Source organism: Ensifer sp. ENS11 (assembly GCF_014851895.1).
In the GTDB taxonomy this organism is placed as follows: Bacteria; Pseudomonadota; Alphaproteobacteria; order Rhizobiales; family Rhizobiaceae; genus Ensifer; species Ensifer canadensis.
On record NZ_JACVAN010000004.1, the window covers coordinates 157,916 to 173,986 of the forward strand.

The 16,071-nt window shown below is 61.9% G+C and carries 17 protein-coding genes; 7 read left to right on the plus strand and 10 right to left on the minus strand.

What is annotated here, in order from left to right; translation table 11 throughout:
• The first annotated feature begins 393 nt into the window (after window positions 1-393).
• Together IB264_RS10010 and IB264_RS10015 are read left to right on the plus strand one after the other, a co-directional pair.
• A complete protein-coding gene (locus IB264_RS10010) occupies window positions 394-1,500 on the plus strand; it encodes a TRAP transporter substrate-binding protein (RefSeq protein ID WP_025427328.1) in 1,107 nt (368 codons plus the stop codon).
• A gap of 173 nt (window positions 1,501-1,673) precedes the next feature.
• On the plus strand, window positions 1,674-2,087 hold the full coding sequence (locus IB264_RS10015; RefSeq protein WP_025427327.1) for a cupin domain-containing protein: 414 nt from the start codon (window positions 1,674-1,676) through the stop codon (window positions 2,085-2,087).
• Between the two features lie 354 nt (window positions 2,088-2,441).
• Here the strand turns inward: IB264_RS10015 and IB264_RS10020 are convergent, their stop codons facing one another.
• Window positions 2,442-4,235 (minus strand): TRAP transporter large permease subunit, encoded by a 1,794-nt coding sequence (locus IB264_RS10020; protein WP_025427326.1) that lies wholly within the window; start codon window positions 4,233-4,235, stop codon window positions 2,442-2,444.
• Window positions 4,232-4,807 carry a TRAP transporter small permease subunit gene (locus IB264_RS10025; RefSeq protein WP_025427325.1) on the minus strand — a complete coding sequence of 192 codons (576 nt, stop codon included), beginning with the start codon at window positions 4,805-4,807 and terminating at the stop codon, window positions 4,232-4,234. Before IB264_RS10025 ends, IB264_RS10020 begins: the two co-directional genes overlap by 4 nt.
• Before the next feature lie 345 nt (window positions 4,808-5,152).
• Here IB264_RS10025 and IB264_RS10030 point away from each other — a divergent pair, with 345 nt between their 5' ends.
• Both IB264_RS10030 and IB264_RS10035 read left to right on the plus strand, forming a co-directional pair.
• Window positions 5,153-6,769: a glycoside hydrolase family 43 protein gene (locus IB264_RS10030; protein WP_025427324.1), complete on the plus strand. Its 1,617-nt coding sequence runs from the start codon at window positions 5,153-5,155 to the stop codon at window positions 6,767-6,769.
• A 127-nt stretch (window positions 6,770-6,896) separates the two neighbouring features.
• Window positions 6,897-7,277 (plus strand): RcnB family protein, encoded by a 381-nt coding sequence (locus tag IB264_RS10035; protein WP_025427323.1) that lies wholly within the window; start codon window positions 6,897-6,899, stop codon window positions 7,275-7,277.
• Window positions 7,278-7,802: 525 nt separating this feature from the next.
• On the opposite strand, the gene zigA is transcribed toward IB264_RS10035, so the two are convergent.
• The gene (gene zigA / locus IB264_RS10040) at window positions 7,803-9,005 is read right to left on the minus strand and encodes a zinc metallochaperone GTPase ZigA (protein WP_025427322.1); all 1,203 of its coding nucleotides are present in this window, start codon (window positions 9,003-9,005) and stop codon (window positions 7,803-7,805) included.
• A gap of 362 nt (window positions 9,006-9,367) precedes the next feature.
• A complete protein-coding gene (znuA, locus tag IB264_RS10045) occupies window positions 9,368-10,393 on the minus strand; it encodes a zinc ABC transporter substrate-binding protein ZnuA (RefSeq protein ID WP_025427321.1) in 1,026 nt (341 codons plus the stop codon).
• Window positions 10,394-10,596: 203 nt separating this feature from the next.
• Here znuA and IB264_RS10050 point away from each other — a divergent pair, with 203 nt between their 5' ends.
• From IB264_RS10050 to IB264_RS10060, 3 genes are read left to right on the plus strand one after another with little or no spacing between them, the layout of a single operon-like run.
• Window positions 10,597-11,502, plus strand: coding sequence for an ATP-binding cassette domain-containing protein (locus tag IB264_RS10050; RefSeq protein ID WP_025427320.1), 906 nt, complete (start codon window positions 10,597-10,599; stop codon window positions 11,500-11,502).
• Complete coding sequence (znuB, locus tag IB264_RS10055; RefSeq protein ID WP_025427319.1) at window positions 11,495-12,325, plus strand: zinc ABC transporter permease subunit ZnuB; 831 nt, start codon at window positions 11,495-11,497, stop codon at window positions 12,323-12,325. Before IB264_RS10050 ends, znuB begins: the two co-directional genes overlap by 8 nt.
• Window positions 12,325-12,720 carry a Fur family transcriptional regulator gene (locus IB264_RS10060; RefSeq protein WP_025427318.1) on the plus strand — a complete coding sequence of 132 codons (396 nt, stop codon included), beginning with the start codon at window positions 12,325-12,327 and terminating at the stop codon, window positions 12,718-12,720. The genes znuB and IB264_RS10060 overlap by 1 nt, the downstream gene beginning before the upstream one ends.
• A gap of 98 nt (window positions 12,721-12,818) precedes the next feature.
• On the opposite strand, the gene IB264_RS10065 is transcribed toward IB264_RS10060, so the two are convergent.
• The 6 genes from IB264_RS10065 to IB264_RS10090 all read right to left on the minus strand — a co-directional run bounded on the left by IB264_RS10065 (window position 12,819) and on the right by IB264_RS10090 (window position 16,062).
• Window positions 12,819-13,349, minus strand: coding sequence for a gamma carbonic anhydrase family protein (locus IB264_RS10065; RefSeq protein ID WP_025427317.1), 531 nt, complete (start codon window positions 13,347-13,349; stop codon window positions 12,819-12,821).
• Window positions 13,350-13,480: 131 nt separating this feature from the next.
• A complete protein-coding gene (locus tag IB264_RS10070; protein ID WP_025427316.1) occupies window positions 13,481-14,167 on the minus strand; it encodes a fumarylacetoacetate hydrolase family protein in 687 nt (228 codons plus the stop codon).
• 67 nt (window positions 14,168-14,234) lie between these two features.
• Window positions 14,235-14,438 (minus strand): hypothetical protein, encoded by a 204-nt coding sequence (locus IB264_RS10075; protein WP_025427315.1) that lies wholly within the window; start codon window positions 14,436-14,438, stop codon window positions 14,235-14,237.
• Between the two features lie 371 nt (window positions 14,439-14,809).
• Complete coding sequence (locus tag IB264_RS10080) at window positions 14,810-15,049, minus strand: DUF982 domain-containing protein (protein WP_025427314.1); 240 nt, start codon at window positions 15,047-15,049, stop codon at window positions 14,810-14,812.
• Window positions 15,050-15,217: 168 nt separating this feature from the next.
• Window positions 15,218-15,457, minus strand: a complete 240-nt coding sequence (locus tag IB264_RS10085; RefSeq protein ID WP_171519872.1) for a hypothetical protein — start codon at window positions 15,455-15,457, stop codon at window positions 15,218-15,220.
• Window positions 15,458-15,678: 221 nt separating this feature from the next.
• A complete protein-coding gene (locus IB264_RS10090; RefSeq protein ID WP_025427312.1) occupies window positions 15,679-16,062 on the minus strand; it encodes a hypothetical protein in 384 nt (127 codons plus the stop codon).
• Window positions 16,063-16,071: the final 9 nt, after the last annotated feature.

Sequence of the window (16,071 nt, forward strand, 5' to 3'; positions counted from 1 at the left end):
ACAAAAGTCGAATATGCGCCGGAAAGCGTCCGCTGGACATGCATAAGTGAGCGTGTAAGGTGCGTCGATGCCACCGGTTCGCGCTGCGACACGGATGGCTCCAAAGCATGCCGTGCGCAGCGGCTTTGCAGAAACTACAGCGCCGCGCGTCTTATGAGACACGCAAAGGTCGCTGTAGCACTTTGAATTGCTGCATGTTTTTATTCTTAAATCGAATAGGATTTAAGGAAACTGCAGTAGAGCTTAAAGCGCAGCGAGCGAATCCTGGAGATCGCGACGCTTTGGGAGGAGGAGCGGGGCCTCGCACGTGCCGCAAAGGCGGTGAGGTTCCATTGGGCGGAGGCGCGACCACGGTTGCGCCGGATTCTGCCTCGGCGGAAATAGGGAGGAACCATGGATCGCCGTTCATTCATTAAAAACGCAAGCCTCGGTGGCCTGGCTGCGGCTGGCGCATCGGCGCTCGCATCGCCTGCGATCGCGCAGGCAAATCCCAAGATCAACTGGCGCCTTGCCTCGTCGTTCCCCAAGTCGCTGGACACGATCTATGGCGGCGGCGAAGTCCTTTCGAAATATGTCTCTGAAGCAACCGACGGCAATTTCCAGATCCAGGTCTTTGCAGCCGGTGAAATCGTGCCCGGCCTGCAGGCTGCGGATGCTGCCGCTGCCGGTACGGTCGAGGCCTGCCACACGGTCGCCTACTATTACTGGGGCAAGGACCCGACCTGGGCGCTTGGCGCTGCCGTTCCTTTCGCGCTCAACGCGCGCGGCATGAACGCCTGGCACTACCATGGCGGCGGCATCGAACTATTCAACGAGTTCCTGGCGACCCAGGGTCTCGTCGGCTACCCCGGCGGCAACACCGGCGTGCAGATGGGCGGCTGGTTCCGCAAGGAAATCAAGACCGTTGCCGACATGCAGGGCCTGAAGATGCGCATCGGCGGCTTCGCCGGCAAGGTGGTCGAAAAGCTCGGCGTCGTGCCGCAGCAGATCGCCGGCGGCGACATCTACCCGGCGCTCGAAAAGGGCACCATCGACGCTGCCGAATGGGTCGGCCCCTATGACGACGAGAAACTCGGCTTCTACAAGGTCGCGCCCTACTACTACTATCCCGGCTGGTGGGAAGGTGGCCCGACGGTCCACGCCATGTTCAACAAAGCGGCGTTCGACGGCCTGCCGAAGAACTACCAGTCGCTGCTGCGCACCGCCTGCCACGCAACCGACGCAAACATGCTGCAGAAGTACGACTACCTGAACCCGTCGGCGATCAAGCGCCTGGTGGCTTCGGGCGCCAAGCTCAGCCCGTTCAGCCCGGAAATCCTGTCGGCGTGCTTCGAAAAGGCGAACGAAGTCTATGCCGAAATGGAAGCTTCGAACCCGACCTTCAAGAAGATCTGGGACTCGATCAAGGCATTCCGCGGCGAGTACTACCTCAACGCCCAGATCGCCGAATACAACTACGACACCTTCATGATGATCCTGCAGCGGGGCGGCAAGCTCTAAGCCTGCGACTGGCTACAGCGCTTTCCATCGCTGATGGGAAGCGGCATCGAACCGGAATGAAAGCCGCTTGCAACTTCGGTTGCGGGCGGCTTTTTCGTTCCGGCTTGCGGGTGGACGCGGTCTCCAGATTTCGTGGTAAGGTTGCTGTCTTAACGCTCGATGAGGAGGATGCCATGCCGAGCGAAAGCCAATCGATCGTGCACGGGCCGGACGGCGGCCGGCGCTACGACATGGGCGCGATACAGGCCGTGTTCAAAGCCGACGGCCCGGAGACCCAAGGTCGGTTCTCGATTTCCGAATGGTGGGTGGAGGCGCGGCGCGAAGGGCCGGGGGCGCATAAGCACGACGACAATGACGAAATCTTCTACGTGATCGAGGGGACCGCCAGCATCCTGGTCGGCGACACCTGGCACCAAATGGAGAAGGGATCGATCTGTGTCATCCCGCGCGGAACGATGCACGACTTCCGCAACGAGAGCACGTCGCGCATGGGCCTGCTCAATGTTTTCGTCGGCGGCCCGTTCGAGGAGATGATGCCGATGATCGTCGACTGGTATCGCGACAATCCGGCCAAGCGGCTGGATTGAGCGGACATCGGTGGCTGGAGCAGGCTTGTTGCCACATGAAGAGGGCGGCCCTTGTGGGGCCAGCCCTGACTGCCGACAAGGGCATGTTCGATCATCGCAAGTTTGCGGGGGAAAGCCCGAACGCCATCCAAAACCTCCATCATTCCTGTGCTTGTCACAGGAATCCAGTCAGCCCACGTCCTTGGGCTGAAAAGAGTCTTTTGGCCCGACGGACGTCAGGTCGCTGGATCCCCGCCACAACGGCGAGGATGAGGGAAAATGGGATGCCCGTTTGCCAGAAAGCGATCTTCGGGGGGCAGCAAGCTGAGAGGGCGGCCCTTTACGGGGCCGCCCTCTGTCTGCATAAGCCGAACGTTACTTGAACGAAGGCGGCTGGCTCAGGTCGTTTGACGGCGCCGTCTGCGGTTGTGCGCCAGCCCCGCCGTTCTGGTCCGCCGGCTTCTGGTCGAGCGGGCTGCCGCCCGGAAGCTGGAGACCGCCGGGAAGGCCGAGGCCGCCGCCGTTGTCGGGGAGCGTAAGCCCGCCGCCACCGGTCCCGAATCCGGGCACCTCGATCTTGATGGTGTTCGGATCGATGACTTCGCCGCTTCCCTTGTAGTGCATGACCATCTGCGGGAACATGATCGTCAGCGCCACCATGATGATCTGGATGCCGACGAAGGGCACAGCCCCCCAGTAAATCTGCCCTGTCGTCACCGGTTGTGTCATCTTTCCGGTGACCCTGTCGAGATAGGGCACCTTGGCCGCGACCGAGCGCAGATAGAAGAGCGCGAAGCCGAACGGCGGATGCATGAAGCTGGTCTGCATGTTGATGCCGAGCAGCACGCCGAACCAGATCAGGTCGATGCCGAGCTTGTCGGCGGCCGGAGCCAAGAGCGGCACGATGATGAAGGCAAGCTCGAAGAAGTCGAGGAAGAACGCCAGGAAGAAGACGAGCAGGTTGACCGTGATCAGGAAGCCGGTCTCGCCGCCCGGCATCGCCGTCAGCAGGTGTTCGACCCAGATGTGGCCGTTGACGCCGTAGAAGGTCAGCGAAAACACGCGGGCGCCGATGAGGATGAACAGCACGAAAGCGGAAAGCCGGGTGGTTGCCGCCAGGGCCGAGCGAACGACGTCCATGCTCAGGCGGCCCTTGGCCGCCGCCATGATCAGTGCACCGACCGCACCCATGGCGCCGCCTTCTGTCGGCGTGGCGATACCGAGGAAGATGGTGCCGAGCACGAGGAAGATCAGCGCCAGCGGTGGGATCAGCACGATGATGACCTGCTGGGCAAGCCGCGACATCGCATTGATCTTCAAGCCGCGATCCAGAAGAGCGACGACGTAGATGAAGCCGACGCCAACGGTGGCGCCGAGGATGTCGGCGTTCTCGCCATGGGTCGGATAGAGATAGATATGCGCCGCGTAGGCAAAGGCGCCGGCGACGATGAGCGCGACGATCAGTGAGGTGACGCCGGAGCCGAGTGTGCGGGCGGCCAGCGGCAGGGCCGGCATCGAGTCACGCCGGACGAAGGTCATGATCAGGATATAGATCATGTAGAGGCCGGTCAGGACCAGGCCCGGGATAAGCGCGCCGGCATACATGTCGCCGACTGAGCGGCCGAGCTGGTCGGCGAGAACGATCAGAACGAGCGATGGCGGGATGATCTGGGCGAGCGTGCCGGAGGCAGCGATGACGCCCGATGCGACCCTGCGGTCGTAGCCGTAGCGCAGCATGATCGGCAGCGAGATCAGGCCCATGGCGATGACCGAGGCTGCAACCACGCCGGTGGTGGCTGCAAGCAGCGCGCCGACGAAGATGACCGCATAGGCGAGACCACCGCGGATCGGGCCGAAGAGCTGGCCGATTGTGTCGAGCAGGTCTTCCGCCATGCCCGATTTCTCGAGCACGATCCCCATGAAGGTGAAGAAGGGGATGGCAAGCAATGTGTCGTTCGACATCACCCCCCAGAACCGGTCGGGAAGCGCGTTGAGCAATGGCCAGGACAGGTTGATCGAATCCGACAGCGGAGCGAGCTCCACGCCGATGATGAAGAACAGGAGGCCGTTGGCGGCGAGCGAGAAGGCGACGGGATAGCCCAGCAGCAGGAACACGATCAGCGAGACGAACATGATCGGTGCCAGGTTTTCAGCAATGAATTCGATCATGGACGGGCCTCCGGAGCGACGACGTCGTCAAGCGGTGCATGGGTCGGCACATAGGGTGTCGGGTCGTCCATGTTGCCGGTCATGATCGCGACCTTCTTGATGATTTCGGATACGCCCTGGAAGGCGAGCAGCAGGAAGCCGAAGAGCAGGATGGCCTTGGCCGGCCAGATGATCAGGCCACCGGCGCTGGAGGAGCCCTCGCCCGAGATGTAGGACATCTTCACGTAGGGCACGAAGTAATAGAGCATCAGCAGCACGAACGGCATCAGGAAGAAGACGTGACCGAACAGGTCGATCCAGTGCTGCACGCGGCGCGAGAACTGGCCGTAGACGACGTCGATGCGGATGTGTTCGTTCTGGCTCAGTGTATAGGCGGCGGCGAACATGAAGGCCGCCCCGAAGAGATACCACTGCGCCTCGAGCCAGGCGTTCGACGACATGTTGAACATTTTCCGGATGATGGCATTGCCGGCGCTGACGAGCACAGCGACCAGAATGAGCCAGGACACCGATTTGCCGATGAACTCGGTCGTCGTGTCTATGAGTCGGCTGAAGCCGAGTAACGCTTTCATCGATTTCCTCCCCGCAGTGGCTGTTTTGGTTTTTGTGCCAAGCACAACCAGAGTGCCGATTTCAAGCCAGCGTTCAAGTCCGAGGCTCGATTTTCCCGGTTAGTTCCGCCACCCCAGACTAAAGTCGAATGGAGCTGTCAGGCGATTGCCCAATCATTGTGCACAACAGGGTGCCAACCAGTATCGCCAGTGGGTTTCACTGCAGATGTGAAGGGCGCAAATGGCAATACTGCGTGAACCACTCGTGCCGCGTCGTGGGCTACGTCACCAACTGTAACGTTGCAGTCTTGAAAATCACGGCGGTTTGGGGCTGGATGCGGCCGACAATTGGAGGATGCCCGAGGAATGACTGCCCTGATTCGCAATCCGATCCTGCCCGGCTTCAACCCGGACCCGTCCATCTGCCGGGTGGGCGATGACTATTACATCGCCACGTCCACCTTCGAGTGGTATCCGGGCGTGCAGATCCACCATTCGCGCGATCTGGTGAACTGGCGTCTGGTGCGCCGGCCGCTGGAGCGGGCAAGCCAGCTGGACATGCGTGGCAACCCGGATAGCTGCGGCGTCTGGGCGCCGTGCCTTTCCTATAACGACGGCCTGTTCTTCCTTGTTTATACCGACGTCAAGCGCTTCGACGGCAACTTCAAGGACGCACACAACTACATCGTCACGGCAGAGGCGATCGAAGCCGTCTGGTCCGATCCTGTCTACGTCAATTCCTCCGGCTTCGACCCGTCGCTGTTCCATGACGACGATGGGCGAAAATGGTTCCTCAACATGCAGTGGAACCATCGCAGAGGCGGCTCGCCGAAACATCCGGCCTTCGACGGTATCCTCTTGCAGGAATGGGACGAGCGCGCGCGCAGGCTGGCCGGGCCGGTGAAGAACATCTTTGCCGGCTCGCCGCTCGGTCTGGTCGAAGGGCCGCATCTCTTCAAGCGCAATGGCTGGTACTATCTGACGACGGCGGAAGGCGGCACGGGATACGACCATGCCGTGACCATGGCGCGGTCGCGCACGATCGACGGTCCCTACGAAATCCATCCCGATACCTACCTAATCACGTCAAAGGATCACCCTGATGCGCCGCTGCAGCGCGCAGGGCACGGGCAATATGTCGAGACGCCGGACGGGCAAGCCTATCACACCCATCTCTGCGGCCGGCCGCTGCCGCCGGAGCGTCGCTGCACGCTTGGCCGCGAGACGGCACTGCAGAAATGCGTCTGGCGCGATGACGGCTGGCTCTATCTCGAAAACGGCGGGCCGGTTCCCGAAGTCCTGGTCGCAGCTCCAGGCCCGGTCGGGGCCTTGGTGGAGCCGCGCGTGGTCGAAACCGATTTCGATGGGGCCGCGCTTCCGGCCGAGTTCCAGTGGCTGCGCACGCCGCTGCCGGAGCGGATCTTTTCGCTGGAAAGGCGGGCAGGGCACTTGAGGCTCTTTGCCCGCGAAAGCATCGGCAGCTGGTTCGAGCAGGCTTTGGTCGCCCGCCGGCAGGAGCATCATTCTTTCCGCGCTGAAACCTTGGTCGACTTCGCGCCGGAGACCTATCAGCAGGTCGCCGGGCTGACGCACTACTACAACCGCCACAAGTTTCATGCGCTCGGCCTCACCTGGCACGAGACTCTTGGGCGGACGCTGACGATCCTGTCCTGCCCGGGCGACTTCCCGCTTGGCCGGCTGCAGTTTCCTGTCGGAAGCGGCATCGCCGTGCCCGGAGGGCCGATCGGGCTTGCCATGGAGATCCGCGACAATGACCTGCAGTTCTTCTGGCGCGCAGACGGGGCGGTCGATTGGCAGGCCCTCGGCCCGGTGCTCGACGCTGGCGTGGTGTCGGACGAGGGCGGCCGCGGCGAACATGGATCGTTTACCGGCGCTTTCGCCGGCATGTTCGCCTTCGACACGTCGGGTGCGGGACTGGCGGCGGATTTCGATCTGTTCCGTTACGTCAGCCTCTCAGAGTGAGAATATCAGTCTGTAAGGTAACGCTTATAAGTACTCGATATCATTACGTATTTGTAATGTAGCGTTTCATATTCGGTTCAGGAAGCCGGACCTATTTTCGGGGTGCAAATAACGAAAGGATACCCCGATGAAACGTCTCCTGACCGCTCTGGTCGCCAGCTCCTTCCTGATCACACCGGTAGCAGCCTTTGCCCAGCCGGCAGGTTCCTTCGAGGTCGCACAGAACTACGACCGCTATCAGCGTCGACCTGTCGACCGCCACGTGGACCGGCATGTCGACAAGCACGTGACAATCGAAAAGCGTGTCATCGTCAAGAAGAAGGAACGCTGGTCGCGCGGCCATCGGTTGAGCCCCGCCGAGCGCCGCCACATGGCGCAGGTGCGCGATTATCGCCGCTACAAGCTGCGCCAGCCGCCGCGCGGCCAGCAGTGGGTGCGTGTCGACAACGACTTCCTGCTGATCAGCCTTGCGACCGGCGTCATCGTCGGCCTGACGTCTGCGCGTTGAACGATTTGATCGAGGGCAGCCTTTCGGGCTGCCCCTTCAAACTTATTACAGCCTCTGAAAGAATCTATTGACGAAGGGCGAAACCCGCTCTCCTCATCCTCGCCCTTGTGGCGGGGATCCAGTGGCCCGACGTCTGTCGGGCCAAAAGACCCTTTAGCCCAAGGACTTGGGCTGACTGGATTCCTGTGACAGGCACAGGAATGAAGGAAGTTTCCGATCGCCTTGAGCTTGCCAATGGTCGGCAGATAACCAGCGGCAACTTTGTCAGCAGTCCGGGGGCGCTTTATGGCTACCCCTTCGATTTTCCCTACACCGTCGTTCGACGCAGCGACGGAATGTCCGCGGCTTCAGTCCGACCCCGCTCTCCGAAAAGCAGTCGCTCCAGCGGGCCGGGCGGGGCGAGTGCCTCCTCCCCATTATCCTGTCCATCAAAGAACGGATCGAACATCGGCACGGGCCTGCCGGCGGCATTGAGGCCCATGCAGGTGAAGCGCGGTCGACGTGGTCTTGGACCGGCCGCCTGCATCAGGCCGCCCGCTGCGACCAGTTCGCGAAGGGATCGGGCAGATCCCGCCAACGGTCCGGCTGGAAGCTGGTGTCATTGACCAGGCAGGCGTCGAGTTCGGCCGTCAGCATCGCCTGATCCATGGGGTCGGCGCCGATGAAGACGATCTCCTGGCGGCGATCGCCCCAGACGGGATCGATGTAGGGACCGACAGCCTTCAGGAAGCCCGGGTCGCGCGGCCATTGCTCCCTAGGCACTGCCGCCCACCACAGGCCCATCTTTGATGTTCTGACCAGCGGCCCGGCCTGGCTCAGTTCGCCGACATGATAGGGTCGCGTCGCCAGCCAGAAGAAACCCTTGGCCCGCACCACGCCCTGCCAGGAGCGATTGAGAAACGCCTGGAACCGGGTGGGATCGAACGGGCGGCGGGCCTTGTAGACGAAGGAGCGGATGCCGTATTCCTCGGTTTCCGGAATATGATCCTTGAAACCATGCAGCTCCTTGTACCAGAGCGGGTGCTGTTCGGCCTTGGCAAGGTCGAAGCGGCCGGTGCCGAGCACGTCGCGCAGTTCCACCTGGCCGAAATCCACTTCCACCAGCTGCGCATCCGGGTTCAGCCCGACGATGATCTTGCGTGCGGCATCGCGCTGCTCTGATGTAGCCGTGCCGATCTTGTTGAGCACGACGACATCGGCGAACTCGATCTGCTCGACAAGCAAGTCGACCAATGTGCGGGTATCGCCTTCGCCTGCCGTCTCGCCGCGATCGGCAAGGAAATCGAGCGAGGAGTAGTCAGCAAGCAGATTGGCGGCATCGACCACGGTGACCATGGTGTCGAGGCGGGCGACGTCGGTAAGGCTTTCGCCATCCTCGTCGCGAAAATCGAAGGTGGTTGCGACGGGCAGGGGTTCGGAAATGCCGCTCGATTCGATCAGCAGGTAGTCGAAGCGGTTCTGTTCGGCGAGATCGCGGACTTCGCGCAGCAGATCGTCGCGCAGCGTGCAACAGATGCAGCCATTGGTCATTTCAACGAGCTGCTCTTCGGTGCGCGACAGGTTGGCGCCGCCGTCGCGGATCAACGCGGCGTCGATATTGATCTCGCTCATATCGTTGACGATGACGGCTACACGCAAGCCGTCGCGGTTGGACAGCACATGGTTGAGCAGCGTCGTCTTGCCGGCGCCAAGGAAGCCGGACAGCACGGTTACGGGAAGTCTTTCCATCGTTGTTTCCTGTATGTTATACCATTACGCTTGACGCGCCTATAAAAGGCGGACGCTTACGCCCGCCTGAACAATCCGGTCGCTCGTGGACTGGCTTTGCCATCGGCCGCGAGGCTTCGGCCTTGTGCGCCGGTCCTGCCTCGACCGGTCTCAGTCATCGGTTAGACCTGTCCGCCGGTCACTTCCGGGGCTTGATCTGTCCTTTCGTCATCCTCGGGCTTGACCCGAGGATCCAGCGGCTGAAAGCCCCACAGGGAGGCACGCTGGATGCTCGGGTCAAGCCCGAGCATGACGGAGAGGGGCGGCGCGTGGCGCGCCTTTGCCGCCTTGGGAGGACGGCTATGCCGCCTTGGGAGCACGGATCAGCTTGCCGAGGCGAGGCAGGTCTTGAGCGACGTGCCGATACCTTCCATCAGCTGGAAGTAGAGGTCCGGCCCGGCATCGAGCGTGGCCGCCTCTGGATCGAGCGTCCCGGATTTCGCCGGCGTGCCTTCGATCACCACATTGATCAGTTTCGGTTCGAACTGCGGTTCGGCAAAGACGCAGGTCGCACCCAGTTCCTTGATCTTGGCGTGGATCTGCGACAGCCGATCGGCGCCGGGCAGAACCTCCGGGCTGACCGTGATCGAGCCCGCCACCCGCACCTGGTAGCGATGCTCGAAATACTGATAGGCATCGTGGAAGACGACGAAGGGCTTGTCCTTCACCGGCGCGACGGTTGCGACCAGGCTCTTGTCCAGCGCGTCGAGGCGCTGGTTGAGTTTCTCGAGATTGGCCTTGTAGGCGCCGGCATTGTCCGGGTCGGCCTCTGTGAGCGTCTTTTCGATCTCGGCTGCCATCGCCCTAGCATTTTGCGGGTCGAGCCACAGGTGCATGTCGAAGCCTTCGTGATCATGGCCCTCATGCGCATGATCGTGGTCATCTGCGGCAGCAGCCTCGGGAGCTGCGGCATCGTCGTGTTCCGCTTCGCCCTCGGCGTGCTTGTGGCCCTCCTCACCATGGCCCTCGTCGTCGTGATCATGCGCCTCGAAGGCGCCGCCTTCGCGGAACTTCAGCTTCTCAAGACCCGGCGCTTCGCTGAGCTCCACCACCTTGGCGCCGCCGCTCAGCGCATCGAGCGGCTTGTCGAGGAAGGCTTCGAGCCCCGGGCCGACCCAGAAGACCACCTTGGCCGCCTGCAGCGCCGCGGCGTTCGACGGTTTCATGTTGTAGGTATGGGGCGAAGCAGCACCCTCGACGATCAGCGACGGTTCGCCGACGCCCTGCATGATCGAAGCGACGAGCGAGTGGACAGGCTTGATCGAAGCCACCACATTGGGGCCGGCCGCTGCAACGGGCGAAGACAGCAGGATTGTGGAGGCAAAGAGCAGGGCGGAAGACGATTTCATCGGTTTCTCCGGGCTTGAATGTCACGCAAGGCCCTGAACCGACTATCGTTTTCGGCCAGGGACAGGCGCAGTTCGGACACTTGAAACACCGAGCATACGTCCGGTTGAACGTGTCGATGTTTCAATGTAATGTTATTACATCAATTGCGTTATGCTATAACGTGTGCGATAGCCAGTGGCAACCGCCAATCCGGAATTTTTTGATGCTGAATTTCCGATCCCCAGAAACGACACCGCTGGTGCGGTTGAACAATGCCGGCGTCAGCCGCAACGGCCGCTGGCTGGTGCGTGGCGTGGAGTTTTCCATCAGCCCGGGCGAGATCGTCACGCTGATCGGCCCCAATGGCTCTGGCAAGTCAACGACCGCGAAGACGGCGATCGGCGTGCTGAAGGCCGACGAAGGTTTTGTCGAGCGCAAGCCGGGCCTGAAGGTCGGCTATGTCCCGCAGAAGCTTGCAGTCGACTGGACGCTGCCCTTGACAGTCGAACGGCTGATGACGCTGACCGGCCCGCTGAAGGGCAGGGAGATCGAGGAGGCGCTGTCGGCGACCGGCGTTCTGCATCTGGCGAAAGCCGAGGTGCAGCATCTGTCGGGCGGTGAATTCCAGCGGGCGTTGCTCGCGCGGGCGATCGCCCGCAAGCCGGACCTGCTGGTGCTCGACGAACCGGTGCAGGGCGTCGACTTCAGCGGTGAGATCGCGCTCTACGAACTGATCAAGCAGATCCGCAACCGCACCGGCTGCGGCATCCTGCTGATCTCGCACGATCTGCATATCGTCATGGCCGAAACCGACACGGTCGTCTGCCTCAATGGCCATGTCTGCTGCCGCGGCACGCCGCAGGCCGTCAGCCAGAGCCCGGAGTACCAGAAGCTGTTCGGCAGGCGCGCTGCCAGCACGCTTGCGGTCTACAGCCACAATCACGACCACACGCATCTGCCTGACGGGCGCGTGCTGCATGCTGATGGTTCGATCACCGAGCACTGTTACCCGGGCGACGGCCATCACCACGACGAGGACGACAACGTGCATGACCATGGCGAGGATTGCGGCTGCGGCCACCACACCCGCCTGCATGGCTTCGAGGTGAAGGAGAAGCGCGATGCTTGACGATTTCTTCGTCCGGGCGCTGATCGCCGGCATCGGTATCGCCGTGATGGCGGGGCCGCTCGGCTGCTTCGTCATCTGGCGGCGCATGGCCTATTTCGGCGATACCATGGCGCATTCGGCGCTGCTGGGTGTGGCGCTGTCGCTGCTTCTCGATCTCAACCTGATGGTGGCGGTGTTCATCGTTGCGGCTGCCGTGTCGATATTACTGCTGTTCCTGCAGCGGCGCGGGGCGCTGTCGACCGATGCGCTGCTCGGCATCCTGTCGCATTCGGCGCTGTCGATCGGCCTCGTCATCGTCGCCTTCATGACCTGGGTGCGCATCGATCTCGTCGGCTTTCTCTTCGGCGACATTCTCGCTGTGTCGGAATCCGACATCGACATCATCTGGGGCGGCGGCATCCTGGTGATCTTCGCGATCGTCTATCTCTGGCGGCCGCTGCTGGCCTCCACGGTCAATCCTGAACTCGCCGAGGCCGAGGGCATGAAGCCGGAGCGGGCGCGGTTGTTCTTCATGCTGTTGATGGCGCTGGTGATCGCCATCGCCATGAAGATCGTCGGCATCCTCTTGATCACCTCGCTGCTGATCATCCCGGCGGCCACAGCCCGCCGCTTTGCGACGTCGCCGGAAATAATGGCGGTTCTTGCCTCGGTGATCGGTGCGCTTGCCGTTACCGGTGGGCTTTTCGGTTCGCTGCACTGGGACACGCCGTCGGGACCGTCTATCGTCGTTGCTGCACTTGCGCTTTTCGTACTGAGTCTGCTGCCGATCGGGCGGCGTCGGTTGGAGACAGCGTCTCATTCCACGCCTGGAGGGCATCATTGATGACGACCCCGCAACTGACCAAGAACCAGACGATGGTGATGAATGCGCTCAGCCATTCCGAAGGCCCCTTGAGCGCCTACACAATCCTCGACAAGCTGCGCGACCAGGGGTTTCGCGCGCCACTGCAGGTCTATCGCGCGCTCGACAAGCTGCTCGAGTATGGCCTCGTGCACCGGCTCGAAAGCCTCAACGCCTTCGTTGCCTGCACATGCCCGCACGAGCACGAGCATGATCACGGGGTCACGGCGTTTACGATCTGCGAGGGGTGTGGGCAGGTAACCGAGTTCCACGACACCGCGATCGAGCAGCGGTTGTCGGCGCTGACGCGTGCACAGAACTTCAAGACGGAAAAGACCACCATCGAGATCCGTGGTCACTGCCAGAGCTGCGCCTGACTGAGCGCGGCGGGCTCGTCGCGCTTAGAGCAATTCCAGGAAAAGTGCGAAGCGGTTTTCCGTCAGCGTTTTGTGACTCCGTTTAAACCGGAAACGCTCTAGTCGAGCTTCGTCAGCTGCATCGCATAGCGCTGCCAGTTCTTGACGTAGTGGCTGGCCGAGCGCTTCAGCCCTTCGACGGCGGCATCGTCAAGCGTGCGGATGGCCTTGGCGGGCGCGCCGACGATCAGCGAATTGTCGGGGAACTCCTTGCCCTCGGTCACCAGCGCATTTGCGCCGACCAGGCAGTTGCGGCCGATCTTCGCACCGTTCAGCACCGTTGCGCCCATGCCGATCAGCGAGTTGTCGCCGATGGTGCAGCCGTGGATGATGGCGCCATGACCGATGGTGCAGCCTTCGCCGATGGTCACGGGAAAGCCGGGGTCGACGTGAATGACGGTGTTTTCCTGGATATTGGTGCGGGCGCCGAGCCGGATCAGCTCGTTGTCGCCGCGCAGCGTGGCGCCGAACCAGATGCCGACATCCTCGCCGATTTCCACCTGGCCGATGATGTTGGCATCAGGCGCCACCCAGTAGCTGCCCTCAGTAGGCGTTTGCGGACGCAGCGGTCCAAGGGCATAGAGCGGCATCGGGCAATCCTTGTTGTTGGAGCATTCCCTGAAACCGCGTGCAGCGCTTCCTTTATCGGGAGATGCGTCAAGACAATGCGATGGGGCGCTTCCGCGATGCGTTCCGAAACGAAAGCGGAAGCGCTCCGATCTTAGAGAACGGTAACGGCAAGCGCCGCGACGCCATCGACGCCGCAGGTCACCGCGTCGCCGCGCACCACCGGACCGACACCCGAAGGGGTCCCGGTCATGATGATGTCGCCGGGGGCGAGCGTGAACAGCCGTGAAAGCTCCGAGATGACTTCGGGTATCTTCCAGATCATCTGCTCGAGATCGCCCTGCTGGCGTAGCTCGCCATTGACCTTCAGCCAGATATTGCCGTTGACGGGATGACCGATCGCCTCGACCGGCACGATCTCGGAAACAGGCGCCGAATGTTCGAAGGCCTTGGCCGCTGCCCAGGGCTTGCCCGCCTTCTTGGCCTCGGCCTGCAGGTCGCGGCGGGTGAAGTCGATGCCAACAGCATAGCCGTAGACGCAGTCGAGCGCCTGTTCGACAGGGATGTCGGCGCCGCCGCTTTTCAAGGCGACAACCAGCTCGACCTCATGGTGCACATCGGCCGTGCGCGGCGGATAGGGGAAGGTCTTATCGGCCACCAGCAGGTTGTCCGGGTTCTTCTGGAAGAAGAACGGCGGTTCGCGATCCGGGTCGTGACCCATCTCGATGGCGTGGGCCGCATAGTTGCGGCCCACGCAATAGACCCGGCGCACCGGAAAACCCACGAGGCTACCGGCGATCGGCAACAGGACGGGTGGTGAAGGTGGAATGACTGTTTGCATGATTGTCCGGCTGTTTCGAATCCCAGCCGGACGTTAACACCCTGTTCGGGTGCTGCAAGGGTTTATCTCAGGCGCAGCAGGCGTAGGCTTGCAACTGGGCGCGCGTGAGAAACCGTCCATCCGACCGAGAGTTCAGTTCCGGATGGCTGTATTCGAGGCTCGGTACTTGAAGTTCCAGGGCTTGGCGCACGGTCATGATGCCGACATCGCGACGATCGCCGTCGCGCTTCACACTGACTTCAACGATGCGATAGAGATTCTGCTCGCTCATGATATCTCTCCCGTTTTCGTTGTCCCTTTTTTCTGGGACATTATGCTTTTTCCCTTGATGGGACTCAGACGCTTCGAAATTGGTTTTTGTGAGGCACCTCATGATATAGCGCAGAGAAATGAAGGCTTCACGACAGAAATCGGGCCATTTCCGGGAAATTTGCGTGCTATTTGAAGATGCTGCGCCGAATCGGCACGGTAACTCCACCACCGGATGCCATGCTCAGGCACTGTCTGGGGCGCGATCGCGCCGCCGCAAGTCATTTCTTCCAAGAGGGCGCAGATGCCAATCAACAGGCCCTCCGGCGTGCTCTTCGCATGCCAACGGCAAGGGGCGAGTGCAGGGCACTCAATGCGGGTGGCAAATGCCTCTTAATGCGCTTTCAATTCGGCTTCATTTGCAGCCGAGATGAACAGCGATCGCGCTTCTTCCACCGTGCGACGGCCGTCGATGGCGGCGCGGCAGGCGCTGCGGGCGGCGACGTAACTCGGTCCGCGCCGCGGCCAATGGTCGGCAAGGCAGGCAAGCGCGTCTGACGGGCCCTTGACGGTGCGGACATCGCCCGTCACGAAGTCGAGTTCGATCGGCTGGTTCCAGATGATTTGATGCATGCGTCTCCTCCTCGAGATCATCTCAATGAATGTCGGCATCGCGACTGCTTGCGACAGGGCTCCTCCCACGCGGCAAGGGTCAACTGTGCTAATGTAGCGCAGGATAACGCTTTTGTAAGCAGCTTTTCCGGGTGCGTCTTGCCGAAGCACAACCGCTGGACTTCGCCCCTAGGCCGAGGTCGATGTCTCCGCCAAGCGTGAGGCGAACAAGCGGCCGACGACAAGCAGCAATTGCTCATTGGTCGTGCCGGCCAGATATTCGTCGATCAGCATGCGTGCATGGCGGCGGGCACGGGCGCTGTCGCGCGGCCAGTGTTGCTCGGCGCAGATGTTGTCGAAGACGCGCTGCAGCGTGTCGATATCAGGCTGCGACAGCGCGATACATTGTGTCGAGCGCAAAGGGTTCACGTCTTTCTCCCCCGGCACCCAAGCCCCGGTGCCCGGCGAACTATGCCATAACCCCCCATAATAGAACCCCTTGGGAATAAGGGGTTCGCGAAGCGGATTGGAGAGAAAGCTCGATCAGCGCCAGGCGCTCGTCTGGACGGGCAGGGCGAATTTCGAGCGCGGGCATCTCCGCCTTTCTGAAGCATTGCCGCGACGCTGGTGCCCGCAGCGCTGTCGCCGGTTCAGGCCGGTCCGACGCCTGCCACCTTGGTCTGGCGGCCGCCTTCCTCGATCCTGACATAGTCGGGTCCGATCCGGGCGAATTGGTCGCAGCGCCTGCCACCATCCTCGAAGGTGATGCAGACTTCGTCGCCCGCAATCGTGTAGGTTCCGCCGTCGCGCACTTCGTAATCGCGGTAGCCATATCGGCCGTCGGCAAAATAGGAGGAGACGACGCCGTTAATGGTGTAGCGCAGCGACTTGCCGACGATAAGGGCCCGAAGATCGGTGCCGGAGAGCGTCGGCACGGAAGGCGGTTTCGGCTTCGCGATCTCCTGATCCTCGAGCGCCACTGACTGGCAACCCGCGAGCTGGAGGGTGAGGAGTGCCACGATCGCACGTTTCATGCCGTCTTC

Excerpts from the sequence above, each read along its gene's own strand:
- IB264_RS10070 (WP_025427316.1), bottom strand. The coding sequence starts at position 14,167 with ATGCAAACAGTCATTCCACCTTCACCACCCGTCCTGTTGCCGATCGCC.
- IB264_RS10015 (WP_025427327.1), top strand. The coding sequence starts at position 1,674 with ATGCCGAGCGAAAGCCAATCGATCGTGCACGGGCCGGACGGCGGCCGG.
- IB264_RS10020 (WP_025427326.1), bottom strand. The coding sequence starts at position 4,235 with ATGATCGAATTCATTGCTGAAAACCTGGCACCGATCATGTTCGTCTCG.
- znuA (WP_025427321.1), bottom strand. The coding sequence starts at position 10,393 with ATGAAATCGTCTTCCGCCCTGCTCTTTGCCTCCACAATCCTGCTGTCT.
- IB264_RS10090 (WP_025427312.1), bottom strand. The coding sequence starts at position 16,062 with ATGAAACGTGCGATCGTGGCACTCCTCACCCTCCAGCTCGCGGGTTGC.
- IB264_RS10065 (WP_025427317.1), bottom strand. The coding sequence starts at position 13,349 with ATGCCGCTCTATGCCCTTGGACCGCTGCGTCCGCAAACGCCTACTGAG.
- IB264_RS10080 (WP_025427314.1), bottom strand. The coding sequence starts at position 15,049 with ATGCATCAAATCATCTGGAACCAGCCGATCGAACTCGACTTCGTGACG.
- IB264_RS10025 (WP_025427325.1), bottom strand. The coding sequence starts at position 4,807 with ATGAAAGCGTTACTCGGCTTCAGCCGACTCATAGACACGACGACCGAG.
- IB264_RS10060 (WP_025427318.1), top strand. The coding sequence starts at position 12,325 with ATGACGACCCCGCAACTGACCAAGAACCAGACGATGGTGATGAATGCG.
- IB264_RS10010 (WP_025427328.1), top strand. The coding sequence starts at position 394 with ATGGATCGCCGTTCATTCATTAAAAACGCAAGCCTCGGTGGCCTGGCT.
- IB264_RS10050 (WP_025427320.1), top strand. The coding sequence starts at position 10,597 with ATGCTGAATTTCCGATCCCCAGAAACGACACCGCTGGTGCGGTTGAAC.
- znuB (WP_025427319.1), top strand. The coding sequence starts at position 11,495 with ATGCTTGACGATTTCTTCGTCCGGGCGCTGATCGCCGGCATCGGTATC.
- IB264_RS10035 (WP_025427323.1), top strand. The coding sequence starts at position 6,897 with ATGAAACGTCTCCTGACCGCTCTGGTCGCCAGCTCCTTCCTGATCACA.
- zigA (WP_025427322.1), bottom strand. The coding sequence starts at position 9,005 with ATGGAAAGACTTCCCGTAACCGTGCTGTCCGGCTTCCTTGGCGCCGGC.
- IB264_RS10030 (WP_025427324.1), top strand. The coding sequence starts at position 5,153 with ATGACTGCCCTGATTCGCAATCCGATCCTGCCCGGCTTCAACCCGGAC.
- IB264_RS10075 (WP_025427315.1), bottom strand. The coding sequence starts at position 14,438 with ATGAGCGAGCAGAATCTCTATCGCATCGTTGAAGTCAGTGTGAAGCGC.